This window comes from Leclercia pneumoniae, from assembly GCF_017348915.1.
Taxonomy (GTDB): Bacteria; Pseudomonadota; Gammaproteobacteria; order Enterobacterales; family Enterobacteriaceae; genus Enterobacter; species Enterobacter pneumoniae.
In genome coordinates, this window is record NZ_CP071383.1 from 3,203,427 (window position 1) to 3,226,626 (window position 23,200).

Below are 23,200 nucleotides of genomic sequence, written 5' to 3' on the forward strand. Positions count from 1 at the left end.
CGCCGGAGGCGCTTACAGTGTGCGCAAGGGGGGAAAACGGGCGTCATTATAGAGAATCCTGAGCGCAGACGAAACCGTTTGCGTCGAAATAAAATCACAGCGTAAATTTAACAATAGGTGTTGCCGTTATCTGTAATAAGTTGCCAACTGGCTTAAGTTTACGCAAAATGCCGCTCAATCAATGGCAAACCGTACTTTTAACATGGCCACTGCAGACTGAGGCAAGCGCTGACGCAGAGAATTAACTAATTGAAAAAATTAAAGATTAATTATCTGCTCATCGGCATTGTTACCTTGCTGCTGGCAGCGGCCTTATGGCCTTCTATCCCCTGGTTCGGCAAAGCCGAAAACCGTATCGCCGCGATCCAGGCGCGGGGGGAGCTGCGCGTCAGTACCATTACCTCCCCGCTGACCTACAACGCCATCAACAATAAAGTGATTGGGCTGGACTACGAGCTGGCGCAACATTTTGCTGACTACCTGGGCGTGAAGCTAAAAGTAACCGTACGCCAGAACATTAGCCAGCTTTTCGACGATCTCGATAACGGCGATGCCGACCTGCTGGCCGCGGGTCTGGTTTACAACAGCGAGCGCAGCAAAAATTATCAGCCGGGCCCAACCTACTATTCCGTTTCGCAGCAGCTGGTCTACCGCGTGGGCAGGCTGCGCCCGCGTACCCTGGCAAATCTGACCGCTGAACAGCTGGTCATTGCGCCTGGCCACGTGGCAATCGAAGACTTACGCGTCCTGAAAGAGAAAAAATATCCTGACCTTAGCTGGACGGTCGATGAAAAGCTGGGCACGACGGCCCTGCTCGAACAGGTTAAAGACGGGAAGCTGCCCTATACCATCGCCGACTCGGTTGCCATTAGCCTCTTCCAGCGTGTACATCCTGAACTGGCCGTGGCGCTGGACGTGACCGACGAGCAGCCGGTGACCTGGTTCAGTAAACTTGATGACGATCAGACCCTCTCTGCCGCAATGCTCGATTTCTTCAGCGGCCTGAATGAAGATGGCACCCTGGCACGGCTGGAGGAAAAATACCTCGGTCATGGCGATGACTTTGATTATGTGGATACCCGCAGCTTCCTGCGGGCCGTCGACAACGTGTTACCGGATCTTCAGCCGTTGTTTGAGAAATACGCTCAGGAGATCGACTGGCGGTTGCTGGCCGCGATTTCATATCAGGAGTCGCACTGGGATGCGCTGGCCACCTCGCCCACCGGCGTACGTGGATTGATGATGCTGACCAAGAATACCGCCCAGAGTCTCGGCCTTACCGACAGGACGGATGCGGAGCAGAGCATCAGCGGCGGGGCACGCTATCTGCAGGACATGATGAGCAAAGTCCCGGAGACGGTACCGGAAGAGGAGCGGATCTGGTTTGCGCTGGCGGCGTATAACATGGGCTACGCCCATATGCTCGATGCCCGCGCCCTGACGGCCAAAACCAAAGGCAACCCGGACAGCTGGTCAGACGTGAAGCAGCGCCTGCCTCTCCTGAGCCAGAAACCCTGGTACAACAAGCTCACCTATGGGTATGCGCGCGGCCATGAGGCCTACGCCTACGTCGAAAACATTCGTAAATATCAGATAAGCCTGGTGGGTTATTTGATGGAGAAAGAGAAAGAGGCGGCGCAGGCGCGCCAGATGGCTGAAAACTACCCGGTGGTCGCCCCGGACGAACTTAACCACCCGGTAACTTCGATTCTGCCTTTTGTTGCTTTTTCTGCTGGCGACGCATTCGAAAAAAGTCACTCAGCATCGCCGAACAGGCTGGTGCAAGTACCCCACCGATGACATTAACCTGATGATTCATTCCCGGGTGTCCCAGCACGTTCATAAGAGAACCTGCGGCCCCGGTTTTTTCATCCTGCGCGCCGTACACCACGGTGCCAATGCGGCTGTGGACCATCGCACCTGAGCACATGACGCACGGCTCCAGGGTAACATAAAGCGTGGTCTCCAACAGACGGTAGTTTTGCAGTACTAGCCCCCCCTGACGCAGCGCCATAATCTCTGCATGCGCGGTAGGATCGTGGCGGCCAATCGGGCGGTTCCACCCTTCGCCAATCACCTTATTGTTGTGTACCAGCACGGCACCCACGGGCACTTCGCCCTCATCCCAGGCGCGTTGAGCCAGCGAGAGCGCATGGCGCATCCAGTATTCATGATTAGGTTCAGGGTTAGACAACGACATGTACTCCAGTCTGTAAAGCGGGCGCATTATACACACAGCTTATGTATAACACTATTCCAGCTGCTGTAGCTCGCCCTGGGGAGTGACACGCCAGCGGTGCTGGCAGAAGTAGAGCAGCGGGTTATCTTGCTTACTGTCGCTGTAACCACTGTACAGGCGCAGCGGCGTACCGATTCTTTTCTCCAGTTGCGCCACCTTTTCATGGCCAAGACAGCGCATGGTGAGCACCCAACCGCCGTAGCGTCGCCCTGTCTGGGTGGCGATAAGGTTCACTTTCGGCAACCACGGCGTATCGAAATAGACGAGCTCCACCAACGGCTGTGGAGATCCGGTAATCAACCAAATATCGGCATCCGACGCATCAAGATAGGCGGTGAGCCTCTGCTGCACCACCGGAAAGGCGGTAACATGCTGGCGAAACCAGTCGGCAAAATCCTGACGCAGCTGTTGCAGTCGCGCCTCGCTGTGGCCAAATGTGCATCCCCACAGCAACAGACTCATGGGCCAGCGGGCTGCGCGCCCTTTTATCAGTAACGCGCAGCCGATGACCGGCAGGAGGGGCAATACGAGCAACGCATTCAGGGGTTGTCGGCGCAATAAATAACGCATAAACGTACCGAACATATCCTGTTGATGAAGCGTTCCATCCAGATCAAAAAAGACAACCCGACGCTCGTTATTAACCAAACCTCACTCCTCTGGATCGTTGAACCCTAACAGCCAGGTAAAGAGGAACCCGGCGATCACCGCTATTAAATAGCCTAACAGATAGAGCATGACTTTTCCGGTCACGATGGTTAATGCCAGCGGTAAACCGGAAATACCAAAGGTGATGACGGTCGCCACTTTCCAGAAACTGATCAGCGCCCCACCCACGGCACCGCCCAGGCAGGCACCGATAAATGGCTTACCGAGCGGCAGCGTGACGCCAAAAATGAGCGGTTCGCCGATGCCGAGTAAGCCCACCGGCAGAGCCCCTTTAATCACTTTTTTTAGGCGTGCATTGCGGGTTTTCATCAATACCGCAATCGCTGCCCCCACCTGCCCGACACCGGCCATCGACAGAATCGGCAGCAAGGCGTTAAAGCCGTGGGCCTGCACCAGCTCGACGTGGATGGGCACCAGCCCCTGATGCAGGCCAGTCAACACCAGCGGCAGGAAGGTCCCGGCCAACACCGCCCCTACCAGGAATCCACCCCGGTCGATAGCCCAGGAGGCACCGTGCGCAATCGCATCGGAGATCCAGCCGCCGAGCGGTTGCAGGGCAATAATCGCAATACTGCCCGTAATGAGCGTCGTCAGCAGCGGGTTGAGGATCAGCTCCAGCGAGCCCGGCAGGGCATTGCGCAGCTTTTTCTCGACCCAACACATCAGCACGACCACCAGCAGCACGGCAATAACCCCGCCACGGCCAGGCTGGAGCGCCTCGCCAAACAGGCTTATTTGCGCCAGCTGTGGGCTGGAGAGGATCCCGGCCATAACCCCGCCCATAGCAAGCGAGCCGCCAAATACCTTAGCGGTATTGACCCCCACCAGAATGTTCATGATCGCGAAGACAGCACTGCCAAAGATGCCCAGGATCCCCAGCAGATTGGGGTACTGCATAGCAAAATCACCGACAATATCCGGGCGCTTCAGGATATTAATGATCCCGGTGATCAGCCCGGAGGCGATAAACGCCGGAATCAGCGGAATAAAGACGTTTGCCAGTTGGCGCAGGGCATCGCTCATCGGTGCTTTATAGCGCGCCTTCACCTGAGCTTTGGTGCGCTCGGCGTCATCCACCTCTGCGCCCCCCATCAACGCGCGCATGGCATCCACGACTTGCGCAGCTTTGCCCGGCCCGACAATCAACTGGTGCTGCTCGCCCTGCTTCACATAGCCGCTGACGCCCGGCAGTTTCTTCAGATGCGGGAGATCGAGCCTGGACTCGTCTACTACCTCCACCCGCACGCGCGTCATGCAGTTTTCCAGACGCAGGATGTTTTTCTCTCCGCCAATCCCCTGCAGGATACAGCTGGCGAGCGCTGCCGTTTTTTCCATATCCGCCTCTTTAGTTTTCTAACGCCGCCCGTAAAAAACCACTGTGCTGGTCGAGTCGGGCACGCGCCGTCGTCGCATCCAGCCCGCTTAATATCATCAGAATGGCAGGCTTAACGTCATAATCGGTCTGCTGGAGCACCTTTTCGGCCTCTTCACGCGTGGTGCCGGTCGCTTCCACGACCGTGCGGCAAGCCCTGTCGATAAGCTTCACGTTGGTGGCCTTCATATCCACCATCAGGTTCTGGTAAACCTTGCCAAACTTCACCATCGCGCCGGTAGAGATCATGTTCAGCACCAGTTTCTGCGCCGTGCCGGATTTAAGTCGCGTGGAGCCGGTCAGAGCTTCAGGCCCTACCACGGGCGAAATAGCGATATCCGCCACCTGGGCGATAGGGGATCCTGGATTACAGGAGATGGCCACCGTCGTGCAGCCGGTCTGTCTGGCATATGCCAGGCCACCCAGCACGTACGGCGTGCGCCCCGATGCCGCCAGCCCGACGACCAGATCCTGCGGTGTCAGGGCAATGTCGCGTAAATCGTCTTCACCGAGCTGCGGGCTGTCCTCCGCCCCTTCGACGGCTTTTAACAATGCCCCCGGCCCACCAGCTATCAGGCCGATCACCAGGCCGTGCGGTACGCCGAACGTAGGTGGACATTCAGAAGCATCCAGCACGCCCAGGCGACCACTGGTCCCCGCCCCCATGTAAATAATGCGGCCGCCCGATTTCAATGCAGTAGCCGCCGCATCGACCGCTTTCGCAACCTCGGGCAATGTCTCTTTCACTGCCTGCGCGACCAGCGTATCCTGTTGATTAAAACGGCTTACAAGGTCAAAAGTGGAGAGCGCATCCAGATCCATGGTCTGCGGGTTACGGGTTTCAGAAACAAGCGATCCTAGATTCATCTTTTGTGCCTCAAGAATTTTTAATTCATAATAATCGCACTATAATGGAATATAAAATTCATTCGGGCGAGCAATATTCTCAATTTGCAACAGCTATCACATTTCGCCAGGAGACCTCATGAACTGTTTAATCCGAATTCGCCAGCGATACGCGGGCTTTGCCCAGAGCGACAAAAAACTGGCGGATTTCCTGCTGTCTCAGCCCGACCATGCCCGGCATCTGAGTTCACAGCAGCTGGCCCAGGAGGCAGGCGTCAGCCAGTCGAGCGTGGTGAAATTTGCGCAGAAGATCGGCTTCAAAGGGTTTCCCGCGCTCAAACTAGCCATCAGCGAAGCGCTGGCCAGCCACCCTAACCCACAGTCGATGCCGGTACATAACCACATCCGTGGCGACGATCCGATGCGGCTGGTCGGAGAGAAACTGATCAAAGAAAAAGTGGCGGCCATGCACGCTACCCTGGATGTGAATACTGAAGAGAAGTTGCTGGAGAGCGTGACGATGCTGCGCACGGCACGACGGGTGATCCTGACGGGTATTGGCGCGTCGGGGCTGGTAGCACGCAACTTTGGCTGGAAGCTGAATAAAATTGGCCTGACCGCTATCGTCGAGCAAGATATGCATGCTCTGCTGGCCACCGTTCAGGCTATGGAGCCCAGTGACGTGCTGCTGGCCATCTCCTATTCCGGCGAGCGCCGTGAAATCAACCTGGCAGCAGACGAAGCCCTGCGGGCGGGGGGGAAGATCCTTGCGATTACCGGTTTTACCCCTAACGCCCTACAGCAACGCGCCTCTCGCTGCCTGTATACCATTGCAGAAGAGCAAGCGACCCGGAGCGCGGCCATCTCTTCCACCAGCGCACAGATGCTGCTGACGGACCTGATGTTTATGGCGCTGGTGCAGCAAGATCTCGAACATGCGCCGGATCGTATTCGCCACAGCGAAGCGTTGGTTAAAAAACTGGTTTGAGTACGTAATGAGCGTATAATGCCCGCCCTGTTTGTGATGTTTCTGAGAATTACCTGATGGCGCTGTTAATTACCAAAAAATGTATCAATTGCGATATGTGCGAACCCGAATGTCCTAACGAGGCCATTTCCATGGGTGATAGCATTTATGAGATTAACAGCGACCGTTGCACCGAGTGTGTTGGCCATTACGAGACGCCGACCTGTCAGAAAGTGTGCCCCATCCCGAATACCATTCTCAAGGATCCGGCACACACTGAATCAGAAGAGCAACTGTGGGATAAATTTGTACTGATGCACCACGCGGATAAGATCTAACTTTCAATAATGACCGTTGCGCAGGCGTAGTGGCGCTCATCCGCCAGCGTAACGTGCATATGCGCTACCCCCAGCTTCTCAGCCAGTTTTAACGCTTCTCCCCACAGACGCAGACGCGGCTTGCCCAGCTCATCGTTAAAAACTTCAAACTGATTGAAGGCCAGCCCGTTACGGATCCCCGTGCCGAATGCTTTCGCCGCCGCCTCTTTCACCGCAAAACGTTTAGCCAGAAAACGCACTGGCTGCTGGTGCGTCTCCCAGATGGCCCACTCGTTATTGCTAAGTACGCGACGGGCAAGGCGATCGCCACTACGGGCAATCACCGCTTCAATACGCGAAATCTCAACGATGTCCGTGCCTAAGCCAAGAATGGCCATTAGCGACGGGCTTCCAGCATCAGGCGTTTCATCTCTGCCACCGCCTCTTTCAGGCCGCTCATCACCGCACGGCCAATAATGGCGTGACCAATATTCAGTTCGTGCATCTCCGGAATGGCGGCGATGGCTTTCACGTTGTGGTAGGTAAGGCCATGACCGGCATTGACCTTCAGTCCGAGGCTTGCGGCGTAGGTCGCGGCTTTGGCGATGCGCTCAAGCTCTTTTGCCTGGGTGGCTTCGTCTTTGGCATCCGCATAGCAACCGGTGTGAATTTCGATGTAGGGCGCACCCACGTCTGCTGCGGCTTTGATTTGGGCCTCATCGGCATCAATAAACAGCGAGACCAGAATACCGGCATCTGCCAGACGTGTGCAGGCATCGCGCATTTTTTCCAGCTGGCCGGCAACGTCGAGGCCGCCTTCAGTGGTCACTTCCTGACGTTTTTCTGGTACCAGGCAGCAAAAATGAGGTTGCGTCTCAACGGCGATGTTCAGCATCTCTTCGGTCACCGCCATCTCGAGGTTCATGCGGGTATCCAGCGTTTGACGCAGCACCCGTACATCGCGATCGGTGATGTGACGGCGGTCCTCACGCAGGTGAACCGTAATGCCGTCGGCCCCCGCCTGCTCAGCAATAAACGCGGCCTGTACCGGGTCCGGATAGGCCGTGCCGCGCGCGTTACGCAGGGTGGCGATATGGTCAATATTGACGCCTAACAGTAATTCAGCCATGACAATCCTCGGTTTTCTCGTTGTTCATTTACGCTTGGGCATAAACTGCCTGAATAATTCGCGGCTCTTTAAGGGCTTGCCTCCAAGATACGGCTTCAGCGCAATACGGGTAAAGCGTTTTGCCGCCCGCAGTGTCTCTGCATCCGGAAATTCCCGCTCGGCTAACGCGCGCAGGTCACGCCCGGTAAAGGTACTATTATCAATCACAATACTGGCGATAAATCCTTTCTCTTCCCGGTAGCGGTAGGTCATGGTCTCTTCCACCGGATCGCCACTGCCTGCACAGTGAAGAAAATCTACGCCGTAACCCAGATGGCCAAGCAGCGCCAGCTCAAAACGGCGCAGGACGGGTTCAGGCGAGCCAGTTACCCCCGCCAGGGCCTGGATACAGTGCAGGTAGTCGAAGAAAAGTTCAGAGAAGCGAGTCTCATGCTCAAGCACGCGTGAGATGAGTTCGTTGACGTACAGGCCGCTATAAAGAGTGATACCAGAGAGAGGAAGTGCCAGGGAGACGGCTTCGGCGCTGCGCAGGGTTTTGACCTCCCCTCGCCCACCAAAGCGGACCAGCAGCGGTGTGAAAGGCTGTAAAGTTCCTTTCAGATTAGAACGTTTGGAACGTGCGCCTTTAGCCACAAGGCGCACGCGGCCCGACTCTTCCGTGAAGACGTCCAGTATCAGGCTGGTTTCGCTCCAGGGACGACTATGGAGAACGAAGGCACGCTGCCAACCTTCCATACTGTTCGTCGTCTTGCGTTACTGATCTTCGCCGTAACCGAGGCTGCGCAGTGCACGCTCATCATCGGCCCAGCCAGATTTCACCTTCACCCACAGCTCCAGGTGAACCGGTGCTTCGAACATCTCCTGCATGTCTTTACGGGCTTCAATACCGATGGTTTTGATCTTGGCGCCTTTGTTGCCAATCACCATTTTCTTCTGCCCTTCACGCTCCACGAGGATCAGGCCGTTGATATCATAGCCACCACGCTCGTTCGTCTGGAAACGTTCGATCTCAACGGTGACAGAGTACGGTAACTCCGCGCCAAGGAAACGCATCAGCTTTTCACGGATGATCTCAGAGGCCATAAAGCGCTGAGAACGATCGGTGATGTACTCTTCCGGGAAGTGATGGATCGCTTCCGGCAGATGTTTACGCACGATGCCCGCGATGGTATCCACGTTCAGACCGGTCTCTGCAGACAGCGGTACGATATCGAGGAAGTTCATTTGGCTGCCCAGCCACTGCAGATGCGGCAGCAGATCGGCTTTTTCCTGCACGTTGTCAACTTTGTTGACCGCCAGGATCACCGGGGTTTTCCCATCACGCAGCTTGTTGAGCACCATTTCGTCGTCAGGCGTCCAGCGGGTGCCTTCCACAACAAAAATCACCAGCTCAACGTCACCGATAGAGCTGCTCGCCGCCTTGTTCATCAGACGGTTGATCGCACGCTTCTCTTCCATGTGCAGGCCTGGGGTATCGACATAAATCGCCTGATACGCGCCTTCCGTATGGATACCGACGATGCGGTGACGCGTGGTTTGCGCCTTACGAGAGGTGATAGAAATCTTCTGCCCAAGCAGATTATTCAACAGGGTGGATTTGCCAACGTTTGGACGACCAACGATGGCAATAAATCCGCAATAGGTTTTCTCTTCGCTCATTCCAGCTCCAGCATTTTCAACGCCTGTTCGGCGGCAGCCTGTTCCGCCTTACGACGGCTAGAACCTGTGCCCACCACCGGTTCACTCAGGCCACTGACCTGGCAATGGATGGTAAATTCCTGATCGTGCGCTTCGCCACGGACCTGCACCACCAGATAAGATGGCAGCGGAAGGTGACGACCCTGCAGATATTCCTGCAGACGCGTTTTCGGATCTTTTTGTTTATCGCCTGGGCTAATTTCGTCCAGACGGGTCTGATACCAGTTCAGAATCAGTTGCTCGACGGTCTGAATATTGCTGTCGAGGAAAACGCCACCGATTAAGGCTTCGACCGTGTCCGCAAGAATGGACTCACGGCGGAAACCGCCACTTTTCAGTTCGCCCGGCCCCAGACGCAGGCACTCACCCAATTCGAACTCACGCGCAATTTCTGCCAGCGTGTTACCGCGAACCAGCGTTGCACGCATGCGGCTCATATCCCCTTCGTCCACGCGTGGGAAACGGTGATAAAGCGCATTGGCAATAACGTAACTTAAAATGGAATCGCCCAAAAATTCGAGACGTTCGTTGTGTTTGCTGCTGGCACTGCGATGGGTTAATGCCTGTTGCAACAACTCCTGATGCTGAAAAGTGTAGCCCAGCTTCCGTTGAAGCCGATTAATTACGATGGGGTTCATGCGATACCAATAGAATGAATGCGTCAAAAATGCAGCACACGAAACCGACCTGAGAAAGCCAACGCGGTTTCGTGTGCCGTGGCACTGATTCAGCGCCAACCTTAAACTTCGGGGGAATATTCTATACACAACGACAGGGGTTGTCGTTAGTCTGGAGAGATTTATCGCTTAAATAATTCACATCGCCCTTAAGATAAAGGGCGATGTGTTCAGATATCACGAATTAATGGATCCCGCCGATACGATTTAGACGTACCCCGGTCGGCCATTCGCCTTCCTGCTTCTCGAAGCTCATCCAGATGGCGGTCGCTTTACCGACCAGATTCGCTTCCGGCACAAAGCCCCAGTAACGGCTGTCCGCAGAATTATCGCGGTTATCACCCATCATGAAGTATTGGCCCGGTGGCACAATCCAGGAAGCCAGCTGCTGACCGGACTGATGGTAGTACATCCCCAGTTGATCCTGCGCAATAGGCACCGTCAGAATACGGTGTGTGACGTCACCCAGCGTCTCTTTACGCTCAGTCAGACGGATACCGTTCTCTTTGGTCTCGCCTTTTGGCATCTGGAAGAAACCGCTGGTAGCTTCACCGCCGTTACGACGGGCAAAGGTCTGCACGAAGTCACTCGGCTCTACGTTGGAGTAGGTAATGGGCAGCGCGCTTTCACAGGCCGTACCAGAACTGCAGCCAGGCTGTACCGTCACTTCTTTCGCAACCGGATCGTAGGAGACTTTATCGCCAGGCAGACCCACCGCACGTTTGATGTAATCCAGACGCGGATCGTCGGGGTATTTAAAGACCACGATATCGCCGCGTTTCGGATGACCGGTTTCGATCAACGTTTTCTGGTAGATAGGATCTTTAATGCCGTAGGCAAACTTCTCGACCAGGATGAAGTCACCAATCAGCAGCGTTGGCATCATCGAACCTGATGGGATCTGGAAAGGTTCATAAATAAATGAACGTACCACCAGCACAATCGCCAGCACCGGGAAGACCGAAGCCCCTGTCTCCAGCCAGCCCGGTTTCGGGCCGACTTTTTTCAGGGTCTTCGCATCAAGCCCGTCGCCAGTGGCTGCCTGCGCGGCAGCCTGACGTTCACGACGTTTCGGGGCGAAAATAAACTTATCCAGACACCACAATAGACCCGTCACCAGCGTCGCAATGACCAGGATCAGGGCAAACATGTTCGCCATGCCAACTCCTTAGGATTATTTGCCGTCTTTACCTACGTGCAGAATGGCGAGGAACGCTTCCTGCGGCAGCTCAACGTTACCAACCTGCTTCATACGTTTCTTACCGTCTTTCTGCTTCTGCAGCAGCTTTTTCTTACGGCTGACGTCACCGCCATAGCATTTTGCCAGAACGTTTTTACGCAACTGTTTCACGGTAGAACGCGCGATGATGTGGTTGCCAATGGCCGCCTGAATCGCGATATCAAATTGCTGACGCGGGATCAGCTCTTTCATCTTCTCAACCAGCTCACGCCCGCGATATGGCGCGTTGTCGTTATGCGTGATCAGCGCCAGCGCATCGACACGCTCGCCGTTAATCAGTACATCTACACGTACCATGTTGGAAGCCTGGAAACGTTTGAAGTTGTAATCCAGTGACGCGTAGCCACGGGACGTCGACTTCAGACGGTCGAAGAAGTCGAGTACCACTTCCGCCATCGGGATTTCGTAAGTCAGCGCCACCTGGTTACCGTGGTAAACCATGTTGGTCTGTACGCCGCGCTTCTCGATACAAAGGGTGATGACGTTGCCAAGGAACTCTTGCGGCAGCAGCATGTGACACTCTGCGATAGGCTCGCGCAGCTCAGAAATGTTGTTCAGCGGCGGCAGCTTGGACGGGCTATCGACGTAGATCACCTCTTTCGAGGTGGTTTCCACTTCGTAAACTACCGTCGGCGCGGTGGTGATCAGATCCAGATCGTACTCACGCTCCAGACGTTCCTGAATGATCTCCATGTGCAGCAGGCCGAGGAAGCCGCAGCGGAAGCCGAAGCCCAGCGCCGTGGAGCTTTCTGGCTCATAGAACAGAGAAGCATCGTTCAGGCTCAGTTTGCCAAGTGCGTCACGGAAGTTTTCATAATCATCAGAGCTGACCGGGAAGAGACCTGCATATACCTGTGGCTTCACTTTTTTAAAGCCAGGCAGTGCTTTATCAGCCGGATTACGGGCGCCCGTCAAGGTATCGCCAACCGGCGCACCGAGGATGTCTTTAATTGCACAGACCAGCCAGCCTACCTCGCCGCATTTCAGCTCGGTACGGTCAACCTGTTTCGGGGTGAAGATACCCAGACGATCGGCGTTATAGACCTGGCCGGTGCTCATAACCTTGATCTTTTCGCCTTTACGCATGGTGCCGTTTTTAATACGTACCAGCGAGACAACACCCAGATAGTTATCGAACCAGGAGTCGATGATCAGTGCCTGCAGCGGTGCATCCGGGTCGCCTTCAGGAGCAGGGATATCGCGGACCAGACGTTCCAGCACATCCGGAACACCTACGCCGGTCTTCGCGGAGCAGCGCACAGCATCGGTGGCATCAATGCCCACGATATCTTCAATCTCTTCCGCCACGCGCTCAGGATCGGCGGCGGGCAGGTCGATTTTGTTCAGTACCGGCACCACTTCCAGGTCCATTTCCATCGCGGTGTAGCAGTTCGCCAGGGTCTGGGCTTCTACGCCCTGCCCGGCATCTACCACCAGCAGCGCGCCTTCACAGGCCGCCAGCGAGCGGGAAACTTCATAGGAGAAGTCAACGTGGCCTGGGGTGTCGATAAAGTTAAGTTGATAAGTTTCACCGTCAGACGCTTTATAATCGAGCGTTACGCTCTGGGCTTTAATGGTGATACCGCGTTCGCGTTCCAGGTCCATGGAGTCCAGAACCTGGGCTGCCATTTCACGATCAGACAGGCCACCGCAAATCTGGATAATACGGTCAGACAGCGTCGACTTACCGTGGTCAATGTGAGCTATGATCGAAAAGTTACGTATGTTCTTCATATAGTTAAATAATTTTGCCTTACGAATTCCTGGAGGCCGCTGTTCTTAGCCTGACGTTTTTCAGTGCGAAAACGCAGCATTCTACACTACATCTTCGTCACCAGGAAATGCTCTTGAATTCAGGTATAGCGCTAAGTTTGAGGGTTTTGGTTTATGAGAATCAAACATAGATAAAGCCCGGTGTATTTACCGGGCCTCTGAGGATAGTGTTTCAACGCGCAGTTCGTCGGGTGGTAAGCCAACGCTGAGAATGGTTGGCTGCCAGTTATCGCGCACAGCAAGCCTGGGCGAAAGCCCCCGCGCCAGTAAAAAACCGCCTACACCGCCGAGGGCTGCCCCGCACATGGCGGCAAGATCGGTGGCAAACAGGAGCTGGAAAAGACCACCCACGGCAAACAAGCCCACCAGCGGAGAGAGATAAACCAGCATCGCCGAGCCCAGCAGGCTCGCTTCGGCAATCCCCAACTCCACTTTTTGCCCTTTCACCAGCGGTTGCTCGCTAGGAACGGAAAGCGTGTGGGTAGTTTGCGGGCCCAGTTTATTCAGCACGCGGCTGCCGCATCCTGCGCGGGAGGCGCAGCTGCTGCAGGAGGCCTTAACGTCGCAACTCACCAGCGCGACGCCATTTTGCCATGATACGACCGTAGCCCACTCTTTAATCATTGTGCTGCCCTAAATTTGATACTGTCGGCGATACGCTTTGCAGTTTGCGGCGGAAGCTCACCCACGACCGTAATTTCGGCATTATCACGCACCGTCGTGCTCACTGTGCGACGACCGGTACGCAGCATCTGGTCGGCACTGATCGCGGTGGCGCGGTTGATATTCACCGAGAAGCTGAACAGACCATCCGAGTAGAGACGCGATTCAACCGGCGTATCAATCGTAGGAAGCTGGCGTTTGCTGCTGGAGATCTCGCTGAACCCTTGCGGGATCCAGGTCGGGGCCCAGTTAAAGTTAATGGTATCCCCTACCGGTACAGAGAGCAGCGGCGGCAGACTGGCTTTAGCAAGATTCTGCATGCTATTGCCGACCTGATCATCGACGCTGAAGGAGATCACGCGGAACTGTTCCAGCGTTTCACCATCGCGATCAAGTAGATCGACCCGCATCGGAAGCTTGGTTTCGGCATCCATCCAGACGATATAGCTGTAGCGCGTCCCGTCCCGGGCCACGACCCGGATGACTTCACATAACCGGTCTGCAATGCGCGTACGGCCAACGGAAATAAAGTCGTAGTAGGGGGCAAGACGCTTAAAGTCGGTATAAACCAGCGATGGCAGCGAATCGACGATGTAGTCGCCATTAAGGGTGAAAGGCTCAAGGCCCGGCTCAAAATAGCTGATTTCATTACCACGCTGCACAACTTCACGGCGCGGGCCATCCATCTGCAAGAGCTGAGCGAGAGGCTGTTTATCAAGACGGGCGTGGCGATAGCGTAACGACTCGACGCCCTGCTTATTGATACTGATAAAAGCCAGTTCATAGTTGAGTGACTGGCTAGCGAGGTTCATCTGCTGCAACAACGCCCCGGACGATACATCAGCCGAGGCGTTGACAGAGAAGAGCAAGCTACCCGCCATCAAAGACATGGCGCACCAAAGTTGCTTCATTACTGCGATTGCGTTCCTAAAGTTTGGTTTCCGGGCACTTGCACTGCGGCTTGCTGGGTTTGTGCCTGTTCAAACTGAAGCTGCTCTGAATGCAAACGACGTTGCAATTCATAGTCCTGCAACATCGCATTAATGCGACGACGCTGCTCCTGTACCTGCTGCTGCTGGCCAGCACCCGCCGACGCGTCGGAAGGAATACCCAGGCTAACCGGGCTGGCTTTGCCCATCATCGGCAGCGTGTTAAACACTGGCGCTTCAGGTTGCTGGTTGACTTCAGATTGGCTGTTATACTGCTGGACGCCAACGATAACCGCAAGCGACACGCAAGCTGCGACGCCCATCTGGGTCAGTTGACTCGCCCACGGGCGCACTTTATTCCAGAATGGCATTTTTTGCCACAGGTGTGGTGCAGGCTGGGCTTCAGGGATCAGCGGAGTGGCCTGAGTAACAGGTTCGTTCTCTATCGCCGCCATTACGCGTGATGAGATATCGAAATGGAGGAGCTCGCTGGTATCGCCGCGCATAGAATCGCGAATAAGATGATAACTCTCCCAGGCTTTTTGCATCTCAGGAGAGCGAGAGAGCTCATTAAGCAGCTCACTGTCCAGCGTTTCACCATCCATTAAAGCGGAAAGTTGTTCTTTCTGCATGCCTAATACCTTTTCCAGTATCCCGCTATCGTCAACGCCTGATAAGCGGTTGAACTTTATTATCAATAGCTTCTCGCGCACGGAAAATACGTGAACGAACCGTACCAACCGGACAATCCATGATAGCGGCTATCTCTTCATAGCTCAGGCCATCAAGCTCCCGCAACGTAATTGCCATGCGTAAATCTTCCGGAAGCGACTCGATGGTACGAAAAACTATTTGTCTCAGTTCTTCTGACAACATTAAGTTCTCAGGGTTCGAAATTTCTTTCAACGCGCCGCCGCTTTCGAAGTTTTCTGCGTCTATCGCATCAACATCACTGGAAGGCGGACGACGGCCCTGAGCGACCAGGTAATTCTTTGCCGTATTGACAGCAATTCGGTACAGCCAGGTATAAAAAGCACTATCCCCCCGGAATGATTCCAGCGCGCGATAGGCCTTAATAAAAGATTCCTGTACGACATCAGGGACATCCCCTGAAGGTACATAGCGGGAAACCAGACTCGCCACCTTATGCTGGTAGCGCACCACCAGTAGGTTAAAAGCTTTCTGATCTCCCTTCTGGACCCGTTCAACCAGAATCTGGTCCGTTAACTGCTCGCTCATCCGAGGTAATGTCTCCCCAAACCTAAAATCCACGCGTTATCGAAACGCCACTCTAAACACTGCACTGTGAGCAAGCAGTTGTGTAGAGGGCTGTTTTCTTAAAAAGTTCCGTCACGCCTTTGTTTTTGTTAATCGCGCCGCAGACTGTTCGTTTTCTATCATTATAAGTCTGTTCACGATACGCACCCAGTTTCTGATAAGAAATGGCATTTCCGCCAGCAGAGTACCGCAACGCGGGCTTTATTTCACCACATAATCTGAAGCTAACGATCTGCTTCGCAAAATATTTCTCCCATTTTTGCCCCAGAGCGGTCCACCAGGCTTGTTTAGTCATTGCAACACCCAGTAAAAAAAACGTGCGATTTCTCGCATTCGGGTGGTATGCTGGCCAGACACTGTTTAGTAAATTAAACAAAGATCATGAACACACTTCCAGAACTCTCTTGCGACGTCCTGATCGTCGGCAGTGGTGCAGCGGGCCTCTCTCTCGCCCTGCGGCTCGCCAAACACCAAAAAGTCATTGTCCTGAGTAAAGGACCGGTAAGCGAAGGGTCAACTTTCTACGCCCAGGGCGGTATCGCAGCCGTGTTTGACGAAACAGACAGCATTGCTTCACATGTTGAAGACACCCTGATTGCCGGGGCCGGAATTGTTGATAAACACGCCGCAGAATTTGTTGCCAGTAACGCACGCCACTGCGTCCAGTGGCTGATCGATCAGGGTGTTTTGTTTGATACCCACGTGCAGCCAAACGGGGAAGAGGGTTATCACCTGACGCGTGAAGGCGGTCATAGCCATCGCCGTATTCTGCATGCTGCCGACGCCACGGGTAAAGCGGTGGAAACCACCCTGGTGAGCCAGGCGTTGAGTCACCCAAATATCCAGGTGCTGGAGCGCAGCAACGCCGTAGATTTAATTGTCTCTGACAAAATCGGCTTGCCCGGCACGCGTCGGGTTGTCGGGGCCTGGGTCTGGAACCGTAATAAAGAGACGGTTGAAACCTGTCAGGCCAAAGCCGTTGTGCTGGCCACCGGCGGTGCGTCAAAAGTTTATCAGTACACCACTAACCCGGACATCTCCTCAGGAGATGGTATCGCCATGGCGTGGCGTGCAGGCTGCCGTGTGGCGAATCTGGAATTTAATCAGTTCCACCCGACAGCCCTCTTCCATCCGCAAGCTCGCAATTTTCTGCTAACAGAAGCCTTGCGCGGTGAAGGCGCACACCTGAAGCGGCCCGATGGCACACGCTTTATGCCCGACTTTGATCCGCGAGGCGAACTTGCCCCACGTGACATTGTTGCCCGCGCTATCGACCATGAGATGAAACGCCTGGGAGTGGACTGTATGTATCTGGACGTCAGCCATAAGCCCGCCGAGTTTGTCCGTCAGCATTTCCCGACAATCTACGAAAAGCTGCTCGGATTAGGCATTGATCTCACCCGGGATCCGGTACCCGTAGTACCTGCCGCGCACTACACTTGCGGCGGCGTGATGGTGGACGATCATGGTCGTACCGATGTGGATGGGTTGTATGCGATTGGCGAAGTGAGTTATACCGGCCTGCACGGCGCAAACCGCATGGCCTCTAACTCTTTGCTGGAGTGTCTGGTGTACGGTTGGTCGGCGGCGGAAGATATCGTTAAGCGCATGCCCTATGCGCGCCATGCCCATACCCTGCCCGCCTGGGACGAAAGCCGGGTCGAAAATCCGGATGAACTGGTCGTGATCCAGCACAACTGGCATGAGTTGCGCCTGTTTATGTGGGATTACGTCGGTATCGTACGCACCAGCAAACGTCTGGAGCGCGCCCTGCGTCGTATTACCATGTTGCAGCAAGAAATTGATGAGTACTATGCCCACTTCCGCGTCTCTAACAATTTGCTGGAGCTACGTAACCTGGTGCAGGTGGCAGAGTTGATTGTTCGCTGTGCGATGATGCGTAAAGAGAGCCGCGGATTGCACTATACGCTGGATTATCCGGAGCAACTGGAACACTCCGGGCCGTCCGTGCTCTCGCCGCTGGCTCACATAAAGAGATAGAAAGGGTGGGTCAGCGCGGTGTAATCCTCGGAATAGCGCTGGTCTGATCCACGGATAACCATTCTGTCGCTAAAGCACTCTCCCTCTTTCGGCGACAAGGCCAGCAGCACCCGGTGCGGCAACCTGCCTTCGGTATCGGCGATATCGGTGCGCAGGCGCAGATACCAGCCCATCTCTGTTGCCATATTTATGAAATGGCTACCCGTGCTTTCCGGCAGCACGACACAGAAAAATCCCTCTTCCGAAATAAGCGCCGCGGCACAGGCAAGCAAGGCACTGTGGCTGAGTGAACCGGTATATCGCGCTTGTTCGCGCTGCGGCGTCGCACACTCGACGCCGGGTTCATAATAAGGCGGATTACTCACGATAAGATCATAACGTGCGGTTTGTTCTGGCGCCCAGCTAAGGACATCCGCACAATGAATAGTGATGCGCGAGGCCCAGGGCGATTCGGCCTGGTTTTCGCTCGCCTGCTCTGCTGCATCGGGATCCAGCTCGACGGCATCGACGGTCGTCGACTGCTCCGTTCGCTGCGCCAGCATAAGCGCCAGCAGGCCGCTCCCGGTGCCAATATCCAGAATACGTTTAGCGCCGGCTACCGGCGCCCAGGCGCCAAGCAGGATGCCATCGGTACCCACTTTCATTGCACAGCGATCGTGTGCAACGAAAAATTGTTTAAACGTAAATCCATCGCGGCGCAATTGCGCTTTGAGTTGAGACATGTCAGAGCAACCTTCTAAACGAAACTGAAGTAGCATAGGGGAAAGCGTAACGGTGGAAAAGGGATATCCACACAAACAGATGAAGATTGCAGCGGTAACGTCTATAATCAGCGCCCCACACAGAGGTAGAACATGACTGTAACGACTTTTTCCGAACTTGAACTCGATGAAAGCCTGCTCAATGCGCTTGAGAGCAAAGGCTTCACACGCCCGACCGCCATTCAGGCTGCGGCCATTCCGCCTGCACTGGAGGGCCGTGATGTGCTCGGTTCTGCGCCAACCGGCACGGGGAAAACAGCAGCATACTTGCTGCCGGTGTTGCAGCATCTGCTCGATTTCCCCCGTAAAAAATCAGGCCCACCGCGCATTTTAATCCTGACGCCTACCCGCGAACTGGCGACACAGGTTGCCGAACATGCGCGTGAACTGGCGGCGAATACCCATCTGGACATCGCCACTATCACCGGTGGCGTAGCCTATATGAACCACGCCGAAGTATTCAGCGAAAACCAGGATATTGTGGTTGCCACAACGGGCCGTCTGCTGCAGTACATCAAAGAAGAGAACTTCGACTGCCGCGCCGTTGAGACACTCATTCTGGACGAAGCTGACCGCATGCTAGACATGGGCTTCGCGCAAGATATCGAACATATCGCCGGTGAAACTCGCTGGCGTAAACAGACCCTGCTGTTCTCCGCAACGCTGGAAGGCGATGCCATCAAAGACTTTGCAGAGCGTCTGCTGGAAGATCCCGTTGAAGTGTCAGCCACGCCATCCACCCGTGAGCGCAAGAAAATTCATCAGTGGTATTACCGCGCCGATAACCTCGAGCACAAAGTGGAGTTGCTGAAGCACCTGCTCAAACAGGACGATGCGACCCGTACCATTGTGTTTGTACGCAAGCGTGAGCGTGTGCATGAGTTAGCTGAAATGCTGCGTAACGCCGGGATCAATAACTGTTATCTCGAAGGCGAGATGGCGCAGGTCAAGCGTACTGAAGGGATTAAGCGTTTGACCGATGGCCGCGTGAATGTCCTGGTCGCTACCGACGTTGCGGCGCGTGGTATCGATATCCCTGACGTGAGCCATGTCATCAACTTCGATATGCCACGTAGCGGCGATACCTACCTGCACCGCATTGGCCGTACGGGTCGTGCTGGCCGTAAAGGTATTGCGATTTCGTTGGTCGAGGCGCATGACTACCTGCTGCTGCAGAAAATCGGCCGCTACGTCGAGGAGCCGCTGAAAGCGCGCGTTATCGATGAGCTTCGTCCGACCACGCGTGCACCAAGTGAGAAAATGACGGGTAAACCGTCCAAAAAAGCACTCGCGAAACGTGCAGAGAGAAAAGAGAAAGAAAAAGAGAAGCCACGCGTTAAACAGCGCCACCGCGACACCAAAAACATTGGTAAGCGTCGTAAGCCAAGCAGTTCGGCGGCCGAATCCAAAACTGAAGAGTAAAAAAAAGCCGGGTGATAACCCGGCTTTTTATTTGCCCAATAACTGAACCTTAGAGGCTTTCAGTAAAGGTACGCGCGATAACGTCGCGTTGCTGCTCTGGCGTCAGCGAGTTGAAACGCACTGCATAACCGGACACGCGAATGGTCAGTTGTGGATATTTTTCCGGATGCTTAACGGCATCTTCCAGCGTTTCACGACGCAGCACGTTCACGTTCAGGTGCTGACCGCCTTCTACGCGCACTTCTGGTTTCACTTCCATTGGAATTTCGCGATATTCGATCTCGCCCAGTTTGCTAACCGGTACGATTTCGTCTTCAGCAAAACCCGCTTTTGCTGCAACACAGCGCGCTTCGCCTTTTTCGCTGTCCAGCAGCCAGAATGAGTTCAACAGGTCATCGTTTGCTGCTTTAGTAATCTGAATACCCGTAATCATGTGGTGTCTCCCTTAGACTACATTAATATGGTGTCTGCCCGGCTTCGGGCAATTGGTAAAACCATTGTTGCTTGTGTGTATATATATCACTCACCCACCCGCCATTTATTGACGTAAATCAATAGAAACGCCAACCACACAAACCGTGTGGTCTGATTTTGTTGCTTTAGATCAATTTAACGCCTTCACCGAATCAATTTATCGCGCACTTATTCAATACAAATTGAATGACTTAGCGGCAATTTCAGCGTGGAATTTTGCTACTCAGGATTTAACAGGTAAGCTTAGGCGATTGAGATTTGCAGGAGAGCGAAATGACGACATCCTTAACATGGCACGACGTACTGGCAGAAGAGAAACAACAGCCCTATTTTGTTAATACCCTCAGTACTGTTGCCGCTGAACGGCAGGCTGGCCAGACGATTTACCCGCCACAGAAAGATGTTTTCAACGCTTTTCGCTATACCGAACTGAGCGATGTTAAGGTGGTTATCCTTGGGCAGGATCCCTATCACGGGCCCGGACAAGCACACGGACTGGCCTTTTCCGTACGCCCTGGTATTGCTATCCCCCCTTCGCTACTGAACATGTATAAAGAGCTTGAAGGGTCGATTCCCGGTTTTACCCGACCAAAACACGGTTATCTTGAAAGCTGGGCCCGCCAGGGCGTGTTGTTATTAAACACCGTGCTGACGGTACGTGCAGGCCAGGCGCATTCCCATGCCAGCCTCGGCTGGGAGACATTTACGGACAAAGTGATCGGCCTGATTAACACGCATTGCGAAGGGGTGGTGTTTTTACTCTGGGGATCGCATGCGCAGAAGAAAGGGGCGATTATCGACCCGGAGCGTCATCATGTTCTTAAAGCGCCGCACCCTTCACCGCTGTCAGCACATCGCGGTTTCTTTGGCTGTAATCACTTTGTACTGGCGAATGAGTGGCTGGAAAAACGCGGCGAGAAGCCTATTGACTGGATGCCAGTGTTACCGGCTGAAGGGGAGTAGTCTTGATTGTATGCCCGGTTAACCGGGCATACAGGTAACATCAATGTTTAGGCTTTATTCTGACGCCACCACTCTGCCAGCAGTACGCCGGTAGCCACGGAAACGTTCAGACTTTCAACATTGCCTGTTCCGTCGATAGAGACGCTCAGATCCGCACTGGACAGCGCAGCATCAGACAGACCATCTCGCTCCTGGCCTAATACCAGTACCATTTTACGTGGCAGCGTTGCTTTGAACAGCGGCGTACCAGCGTGGCTGGAGGTGGTTACGATAGCGTAACCCGCTTTGCGGAACTGCTCGAGGGCATCCAGAACGCTGTCACCCGTGATAGGCTGCACATGTTCCGCGCCGCCTTCCGCCGTGCGGATAGCCGCGCCAGATTCAAGCAGTGCGGCATCCTGCAGTAAAACACCTTTTACGCCAAAGTGAGCACAGCTGCGCATCATCGCACCGAGGTTATGCGGGTTACCCACATCTTCCAGCGCCAACACACAGTCATCGGCCTCTGCCTCGCTTACCCACTGCTGCACGGTGGTACCGTTACGTTTTTTAATCAGGAAGCAAACGCCACCGTGGTGCTCAGTACCCGATGCTTTTGTCAGCTCGGCATCATCGACCACATGGTACGCCTTGCGATTGGCCGCCATCCAGCGCAATGCTTCTTTGAAGCGCGGCGTTACGCTCTGAATAAACCAGGCGCGAACAATACAGTCCGGACGGCTCTGGAACAGAGCCTGACATGCGTTTTCACCGTAGACGCGGGTCTCTTCAGCACGCTGACGGCGCAACACTTCCGGATCGATAAAGCTTTTTCCGCTAATACCGCCGTGATCGGTTTTAGCCGAGGTCTCTTCGCCCGGTGCACGGGATACGGTACGCCATGGCGATCCCCCGTCACGACCGGCATCGTCACGTTTACGGTCATCGCGTTTGCGGTCTTCACCGCGGTTGTTTCTTTCATCGCGGGCGGGGCGACGGCCACCGTCTGCACGAGATGGACCCGGACGTCCGCCGCCTTTTCCGGTACGCGGATTTGCGGTGCGTTTATCAGAGTCATCATCACTGCGGACATACATCACTTTGACCTTGCCGCTTTTGTTTTTCAGTTCGTCGTTCATGCTTTTCTCCACCAGCGCTGCGCGAAGCGCGCAGATTACCCGATGTATCCACTCATAGCCATTATTTCGTATCAAAGCTTATGACTATTGTTCTTATTGAATAAAACGCATTGTCGTTTCAAACAGGGTCACTGATAATATGTAACATATTAGAAACACTCCGGCCCTGGGCCGCTATGTTCCACTGCTATTCCTGAGGTTAGTTATGAATACCGTATGTGCCAACTGCCAGGCCCTTAATCGCATTCCGGAAGACCGAATTGATGATGTGGCTAAATGCGGACGTTGCGGTCATGAATTGTTCGATGGTGATGTCATCAACGCTACCGGTGCAACTCTGGATAAACTGCTGAAGGACGATCTGCCGGTGGTCGTGGATTTCTGGGCGCCATGGTGCGGTCCTTGCCGTAACTTTGCCCCTATCTTTGAAGATGTGGCTGAAGAGCGTAGCGGGAAGATGCGCTTTGTGAAAGTGAACACCGAAGCAGAGCGTGAACTGAGTGCTCGCTTCCGCATTCGCAGTATTCCCACCATTATGATTTTCAAGAATGGTGAAGTCATCGATATGCTGAACGGCGCGGTACCCAAAGCCCCCTTCGATAGCTGGCTGAACGAATCCCTCTGACATACCCGGGGCACACCGCTTGTGCCCCGCCCACTCCTC

27 protein-coding genes and 1 pseudogene are annotated in these 23,200 nt (G+C 54.5%); 8 read left to right on the plus strand and 20 right to left on the minus strand.

Translation table 11 applies throughout. The features are described from left to right. Window positions 1-17 precede the first annotated feature (17 nt). Window positions 18-102, plus strand: a pseudogene (locus tag JZ655_RS21655) (hypothetical protein); the annotation flags it as partial. A gap of 147 nt (window positions 103-249) precedes the next feature. Beyond that, a complete protein-coding gene (gene mltF / locus JZ655_RS15505; RefSeq protein ID WP_207292221.1) occupies window positions 250-1,800 on the plus strand; it encodes a membrane-bound lytic murein transglycosylase MltF in 1,551 nt (516 codons plus the stop codon). On the opposite strand, the gene tadA is transcribed toward mltF, so the two are convergent. From tadA to murQ, 4 genes are read right to left on the minus strand one after another with little or no spacing between them, the layout of a single operon-like run. Further along, complete coding sequence (tadA, locus tag JZ655_RS15510) at window positions 1,688-2,227, minus strand: tRNA adenosine(34) deaminase TadA (RefSeq protein ID WP_207292222.1); 540 nt, start codon at window positions 2,225-2,227, stop codon at window positions 1,688-1,690. The genes mltF and tadA overlap by 113 nt on opposite strands. Before the next feature lie 24 nt (window positions 2,228-2,251). Further along, window positions 2,252-2,887: a phosphatidylglycerophosphatase C gene (yfhb, locus tag JZ655_RS15515; RefSeq protein ID WP_207292223.1), complete on the minus strand. Its 636-nt coding sequence runs from the start codon at window positions 2,885-2,887 to the stop codon at window positions 2,252-2,254. Between the two features lie 3 nt (window positions 2,888-2,890). After that, entirely contained in the window at window positions 2,891-4,243 is a 1,353-nt protein-coding gene (locus JZ655_RS15520; protein WP_207292224.1) for a PTS transporter subunit EIIC, read from the minus strand. A 10-nt stretch (window positions 4,244-4,253) separates the two neighbouring features. Continuing rightward, a complete protein-coding gene (gene murQ / locus JZ655_RS15525; protein WP_207292225.1) occupies window positions 4,254-5,147 on the minus strand; it encodes an N-acetylmuramic acid 6-phosphate etherase in 894 nt (297 codons plus the stop codon). 118 nt (window positions 5,148-5,265) lie between these two features. On the opposite strand from murQ, the gene JZ655_RS15530 reads away from it, so the two are divergent. Beyond that, window positions 5,266-6,114, plus strand: a complete 849-nt coding sequence (locus JZ655_RS15530; protein WP_046884535.1) for a MurR/RpiR family transcriptional regulator — start codon at window positions 5,266-5,268, stop codon at window positions 6,112-6,114. A 56-nt stretch (window positions 6,115-6,170) separates the two neighbouring features. Continuing rightward, complete coding sequence (locus JZ655_RS15535) at window positions 6,171-6,431, plus strand: YfhL family 4Fe-4S dicluster ferredoxin (protein WP_040074472.1); 261 nt, start codon at window positions 6,171-6,173, stop codon at window positions 6,429-6,431. Here JZ655_RS15535 and acpS read toward each other — a convergent pair. From acpS to JZ655_RS21425, 13 genes are all read right to left on the minus strand, one after another. Beyond that, entirely contained in the window at window positions 6,428-6,808 is a 381-nt protein-coding gene (acpS, locus tag JZ655_RS15540) for a holo-ACP synthase (RefSeq protein ID WP_040074471.1), read from the minus strand. The genes JZ655_RS15535 and acpS overlap by 4 nt on opposite strands. Then, complete coding sequence (pdxJ, locus tag JZ655_RS15545; protein WP_207292226.1) at window positions 6,808-7,539, minus strand: pyridoxine 5'-phosphate synthase; 732 nt, start codon at window positions 7,537-7,539, stop codon at window positions 6,808-6,810. Before pdxJ ends, acpS begins: the two co-directional genes overlap by 1 nt. Window positions 7,540-7,563: 24 nt before the next feature. Further along, window positions 7,564-8,274 carry a DNA repair protein RecO gene (gene recO / locus JZ655_RS15550; RefSeq protein WP_046884533.1) on the minus strand — a complete coding sequence of 237 codons (711 nt, stop codon included), beginning with the start codon at window positions 8,272-8,274 and terminating at the stop codon, window positions 7,564-7,566. 18 nt (window positions 8,275-8,292) lie between these two features. After that, on the minus strand, window positions 8,293-9,198 hold the full coding sequence (era, locus tag JZ655_RS15555; protein ID WP_040074468.1) for a GTPase Era: 906 nt from the start codon (window positions 9,196-9,198) through the stop codon (window positions 8,293-8,295). After that, window positions 9,195-9,875, minus strand: coding sequence for a ribonuclease III (rnc, locus tag JZ655_RS15560; RefSeq protein WP_040074467.1), 681 nt, complete (start codon window positions 9,873-9,875; stop codon window positions 9,195-9,197). The genes era and rnc overlap by 4 nt, the downstream gene beginning before the upstream one ends. A 223-nt stretch (window positions 9,876-10,098) precedes the next feature. After that, a complete protein-coding gene (lepB, locus tag JZ655_RS15565; RefSeq protein WP_040074466.1) occupies window positions 10,099-11,073 on the minus strand; it encodes a signal peptidase I in 975 nt (324 codons plus the stop codon). A 15-nt stretch (window positions 11,074-11,088) separates the two neighbouring features. Beyond that, entirely contained in the window at window positions 11,089-12,888 is a 1,800-nt protein-coding gene (gene lepA, locus JZ655_RS15570) for a translation elongation factor 4 (protein ID WP_046884532.1), read from the minus strand. 186 nt (window positions 12,889-13,074) lie between these two features. Beyond that, window positions 13,075-13,551, minus strand: a complete 477-nt coding sequence (gene rseC, locus JZ655_RS15575) for a SoxR-reducing system protein RseC (RefSeq protein WP_046884531.1) — start codon at window positions 13,549-13,551, stop codon at window positions 13,075-13,077. Continuing rightward, on the minus strand, window positions 13,548-14,501 hold the full coding sequence (gene rseB, locus JZ655_RS15580) for a sigma-E factor regulatory protein RseB (protein ID WP_040074462.1): 954 nt from the start codon (window positions 14,499-14,501) through the stop codon (window positions 13,548-13,550). Before rseB ends, rseC begins: the two co-directional genes overlap by 4 nt. Then, window positions 14,501-15,151 (minus strand): anti-sigma-E factor RseA, encoded by a 651-nt coding sequence (gene rseA, locus JZ655_RS15585; RefSeq protein WP_207292227.1) that lies wholly within the window; start codon window positions 15,149-15,151, stop codon window positions 14,501-14,503. Before rseA ends, rseB begins: the two co-directional genes overlap by 1 nt. Before the next feature lie 31 nt (window positions 15,152-15,182). Next, a complete protein-coding gene (gene rpoE / locus JZ655_RS15590; protein ID WP_032613187.1) occupies window positions 15,183-15,758 on the minus strand; it encodes an RNA polymerase sigma factor RpoE in 576 nt (191 codons plus the stop codon). Beyond that, on the minus strand, window positions 15,755-15,823 hold the full coding sequence (gene rseD / locus JZ655_RS21660; protein WP_231313890.1) for a rpoE leader peptide RseD: 69 nt from the start codon (window positions 15,821-15,823) through the stop codon (window positions 15,755-15,757). Before rseD ends, rpoE begins: the two co-directional genes overlap by 4 nt. Further along, a complete protein-coding gene (locus tag JZ655_RS21425) occupies window positions 15,811-16,092 on the minus strand; it encodes a hypothetical protein (RefSeq protein WP_046884530.1) in 282 nt (93 codons plus the stop codon). Before JZ655_RS21425 ends, rseD begins: the two co-directional genes overlap by 13 nt. An 86-nt stretch (window positions 16,093-16,178) precedes the next feature. Between JZ655_RS21425 and nadB the strand changes: the two genes are divergently transcribed. After that, the gene (nadB, locus tag JZ655_RS15600) at window positions 16,179-17,798 is read left to right on the plus strand and encodes an L-aspartate oxidase (RefSeq protein WP_207292228.1); all 1,620 of its coding nucleotides are present in this window, start codon (window positions 16,179-16,181) and stop codon (window positions 17,796-17,798) included. On the opposite strand, the gene trmN is transcribed toward nadB, so the two are convergent. After that, the gene (gene trmN, locus JZ655_RS15605) at window positions 17,783-18,520 is read right to left on the minus strand and encodes a tRNA(1)(Val) (adenine(37)-N(6))-methyltransferase TrmN (RefSeq protein WP_207292229.1); all 738 of its coding nucleotides are present in this window, start codon (window positions 18,518-18,520) and stop codon (window positions 17,783-17,785) included. The genes nadB and trmN overlap by 16 nt on opposite strands. A 132-nt stretch (window positions 18,521-18,652) precedes the next feature. Between trmN and srmB the strand changes: the two genes are divergently transcribed. Continuing rightward, window positions 18,653-19,981: an ATP-dependent RNA helicase SrmB gene (gene srmB, locus JZ655_RS15610; RefSeq protein WP_046884527.1), complete on the plus strand. Its 1,329-nt coding sequence runs from the start codon at window positions 18,653-18,655 to the stop codon at window positions 19,979-19,981. Window positions 19,982-20,030: 49 nt separating this feature from the next. Here the strand turns inward: srmB and grcA are convergent, their stop codons facing one another. Next, a complete protein-coding gene (gene grcA / locus JZ655_RS15615) occupies window positions 20,031-20,414 on the minus strand; it encodes an autonomous glycyl radical cofactor GrcA (protein WP_040074456.1) in 384 nt (127 codons plus the stop codon). A 314-nt stretch (window positions 20,415-20,728) separates the two neighbouring features. Here grcA and ung point away from each other — a divergent pair, with 314 nt between their 5' ends. Continuing rightward, entirely contained in the window at window positions 20,729-21,418 is a 690-nt protein-coding gene (gene ung / locus JZ655_RS15620) for a uracil-DNA glycosylase (RefSeq protein ID WP_207292230.1), read from the plus strand. A gap of 47 nt (window positions 21,419-21,465) precedes the next feature. On the opposite strand, the gene JZ655_RS15625 is transcribed toward ung, so the two are convergent. Beyond that, window positions 21,466-22,536 carry a tRNA/rRNA methyltransferase gene (locus JZ655_RS15625; protein ID WP_040074454.1) on the minus strand — a complete coding sequence of 357 codons (1,071 nt, stop codon included), beginning with the start codon at window positions 22,534-22,536 and terminating at the stop codon, window positions 21,466-21,468. A gap of 205 nt (window positions 22,537-22,741) precedes the next feature. On the opposite strand from JZ655_RS15625, the gene trxC reads away from it, so the two are divergent. Next, window positions 22,742-23,161 (plus strand): thioredoxin TrxC, encoded by a 420-nt coding sequence (gene trxC / locus JZ655_RS15630; RefSeq protein ID WP_040074452.1) that lies wholly within the window; start codon window positions 22,742-22,744, stop codon window positions 23,159-23,161. Window positions 23,162-23,200: the final 39 nt, after the last annotated feature.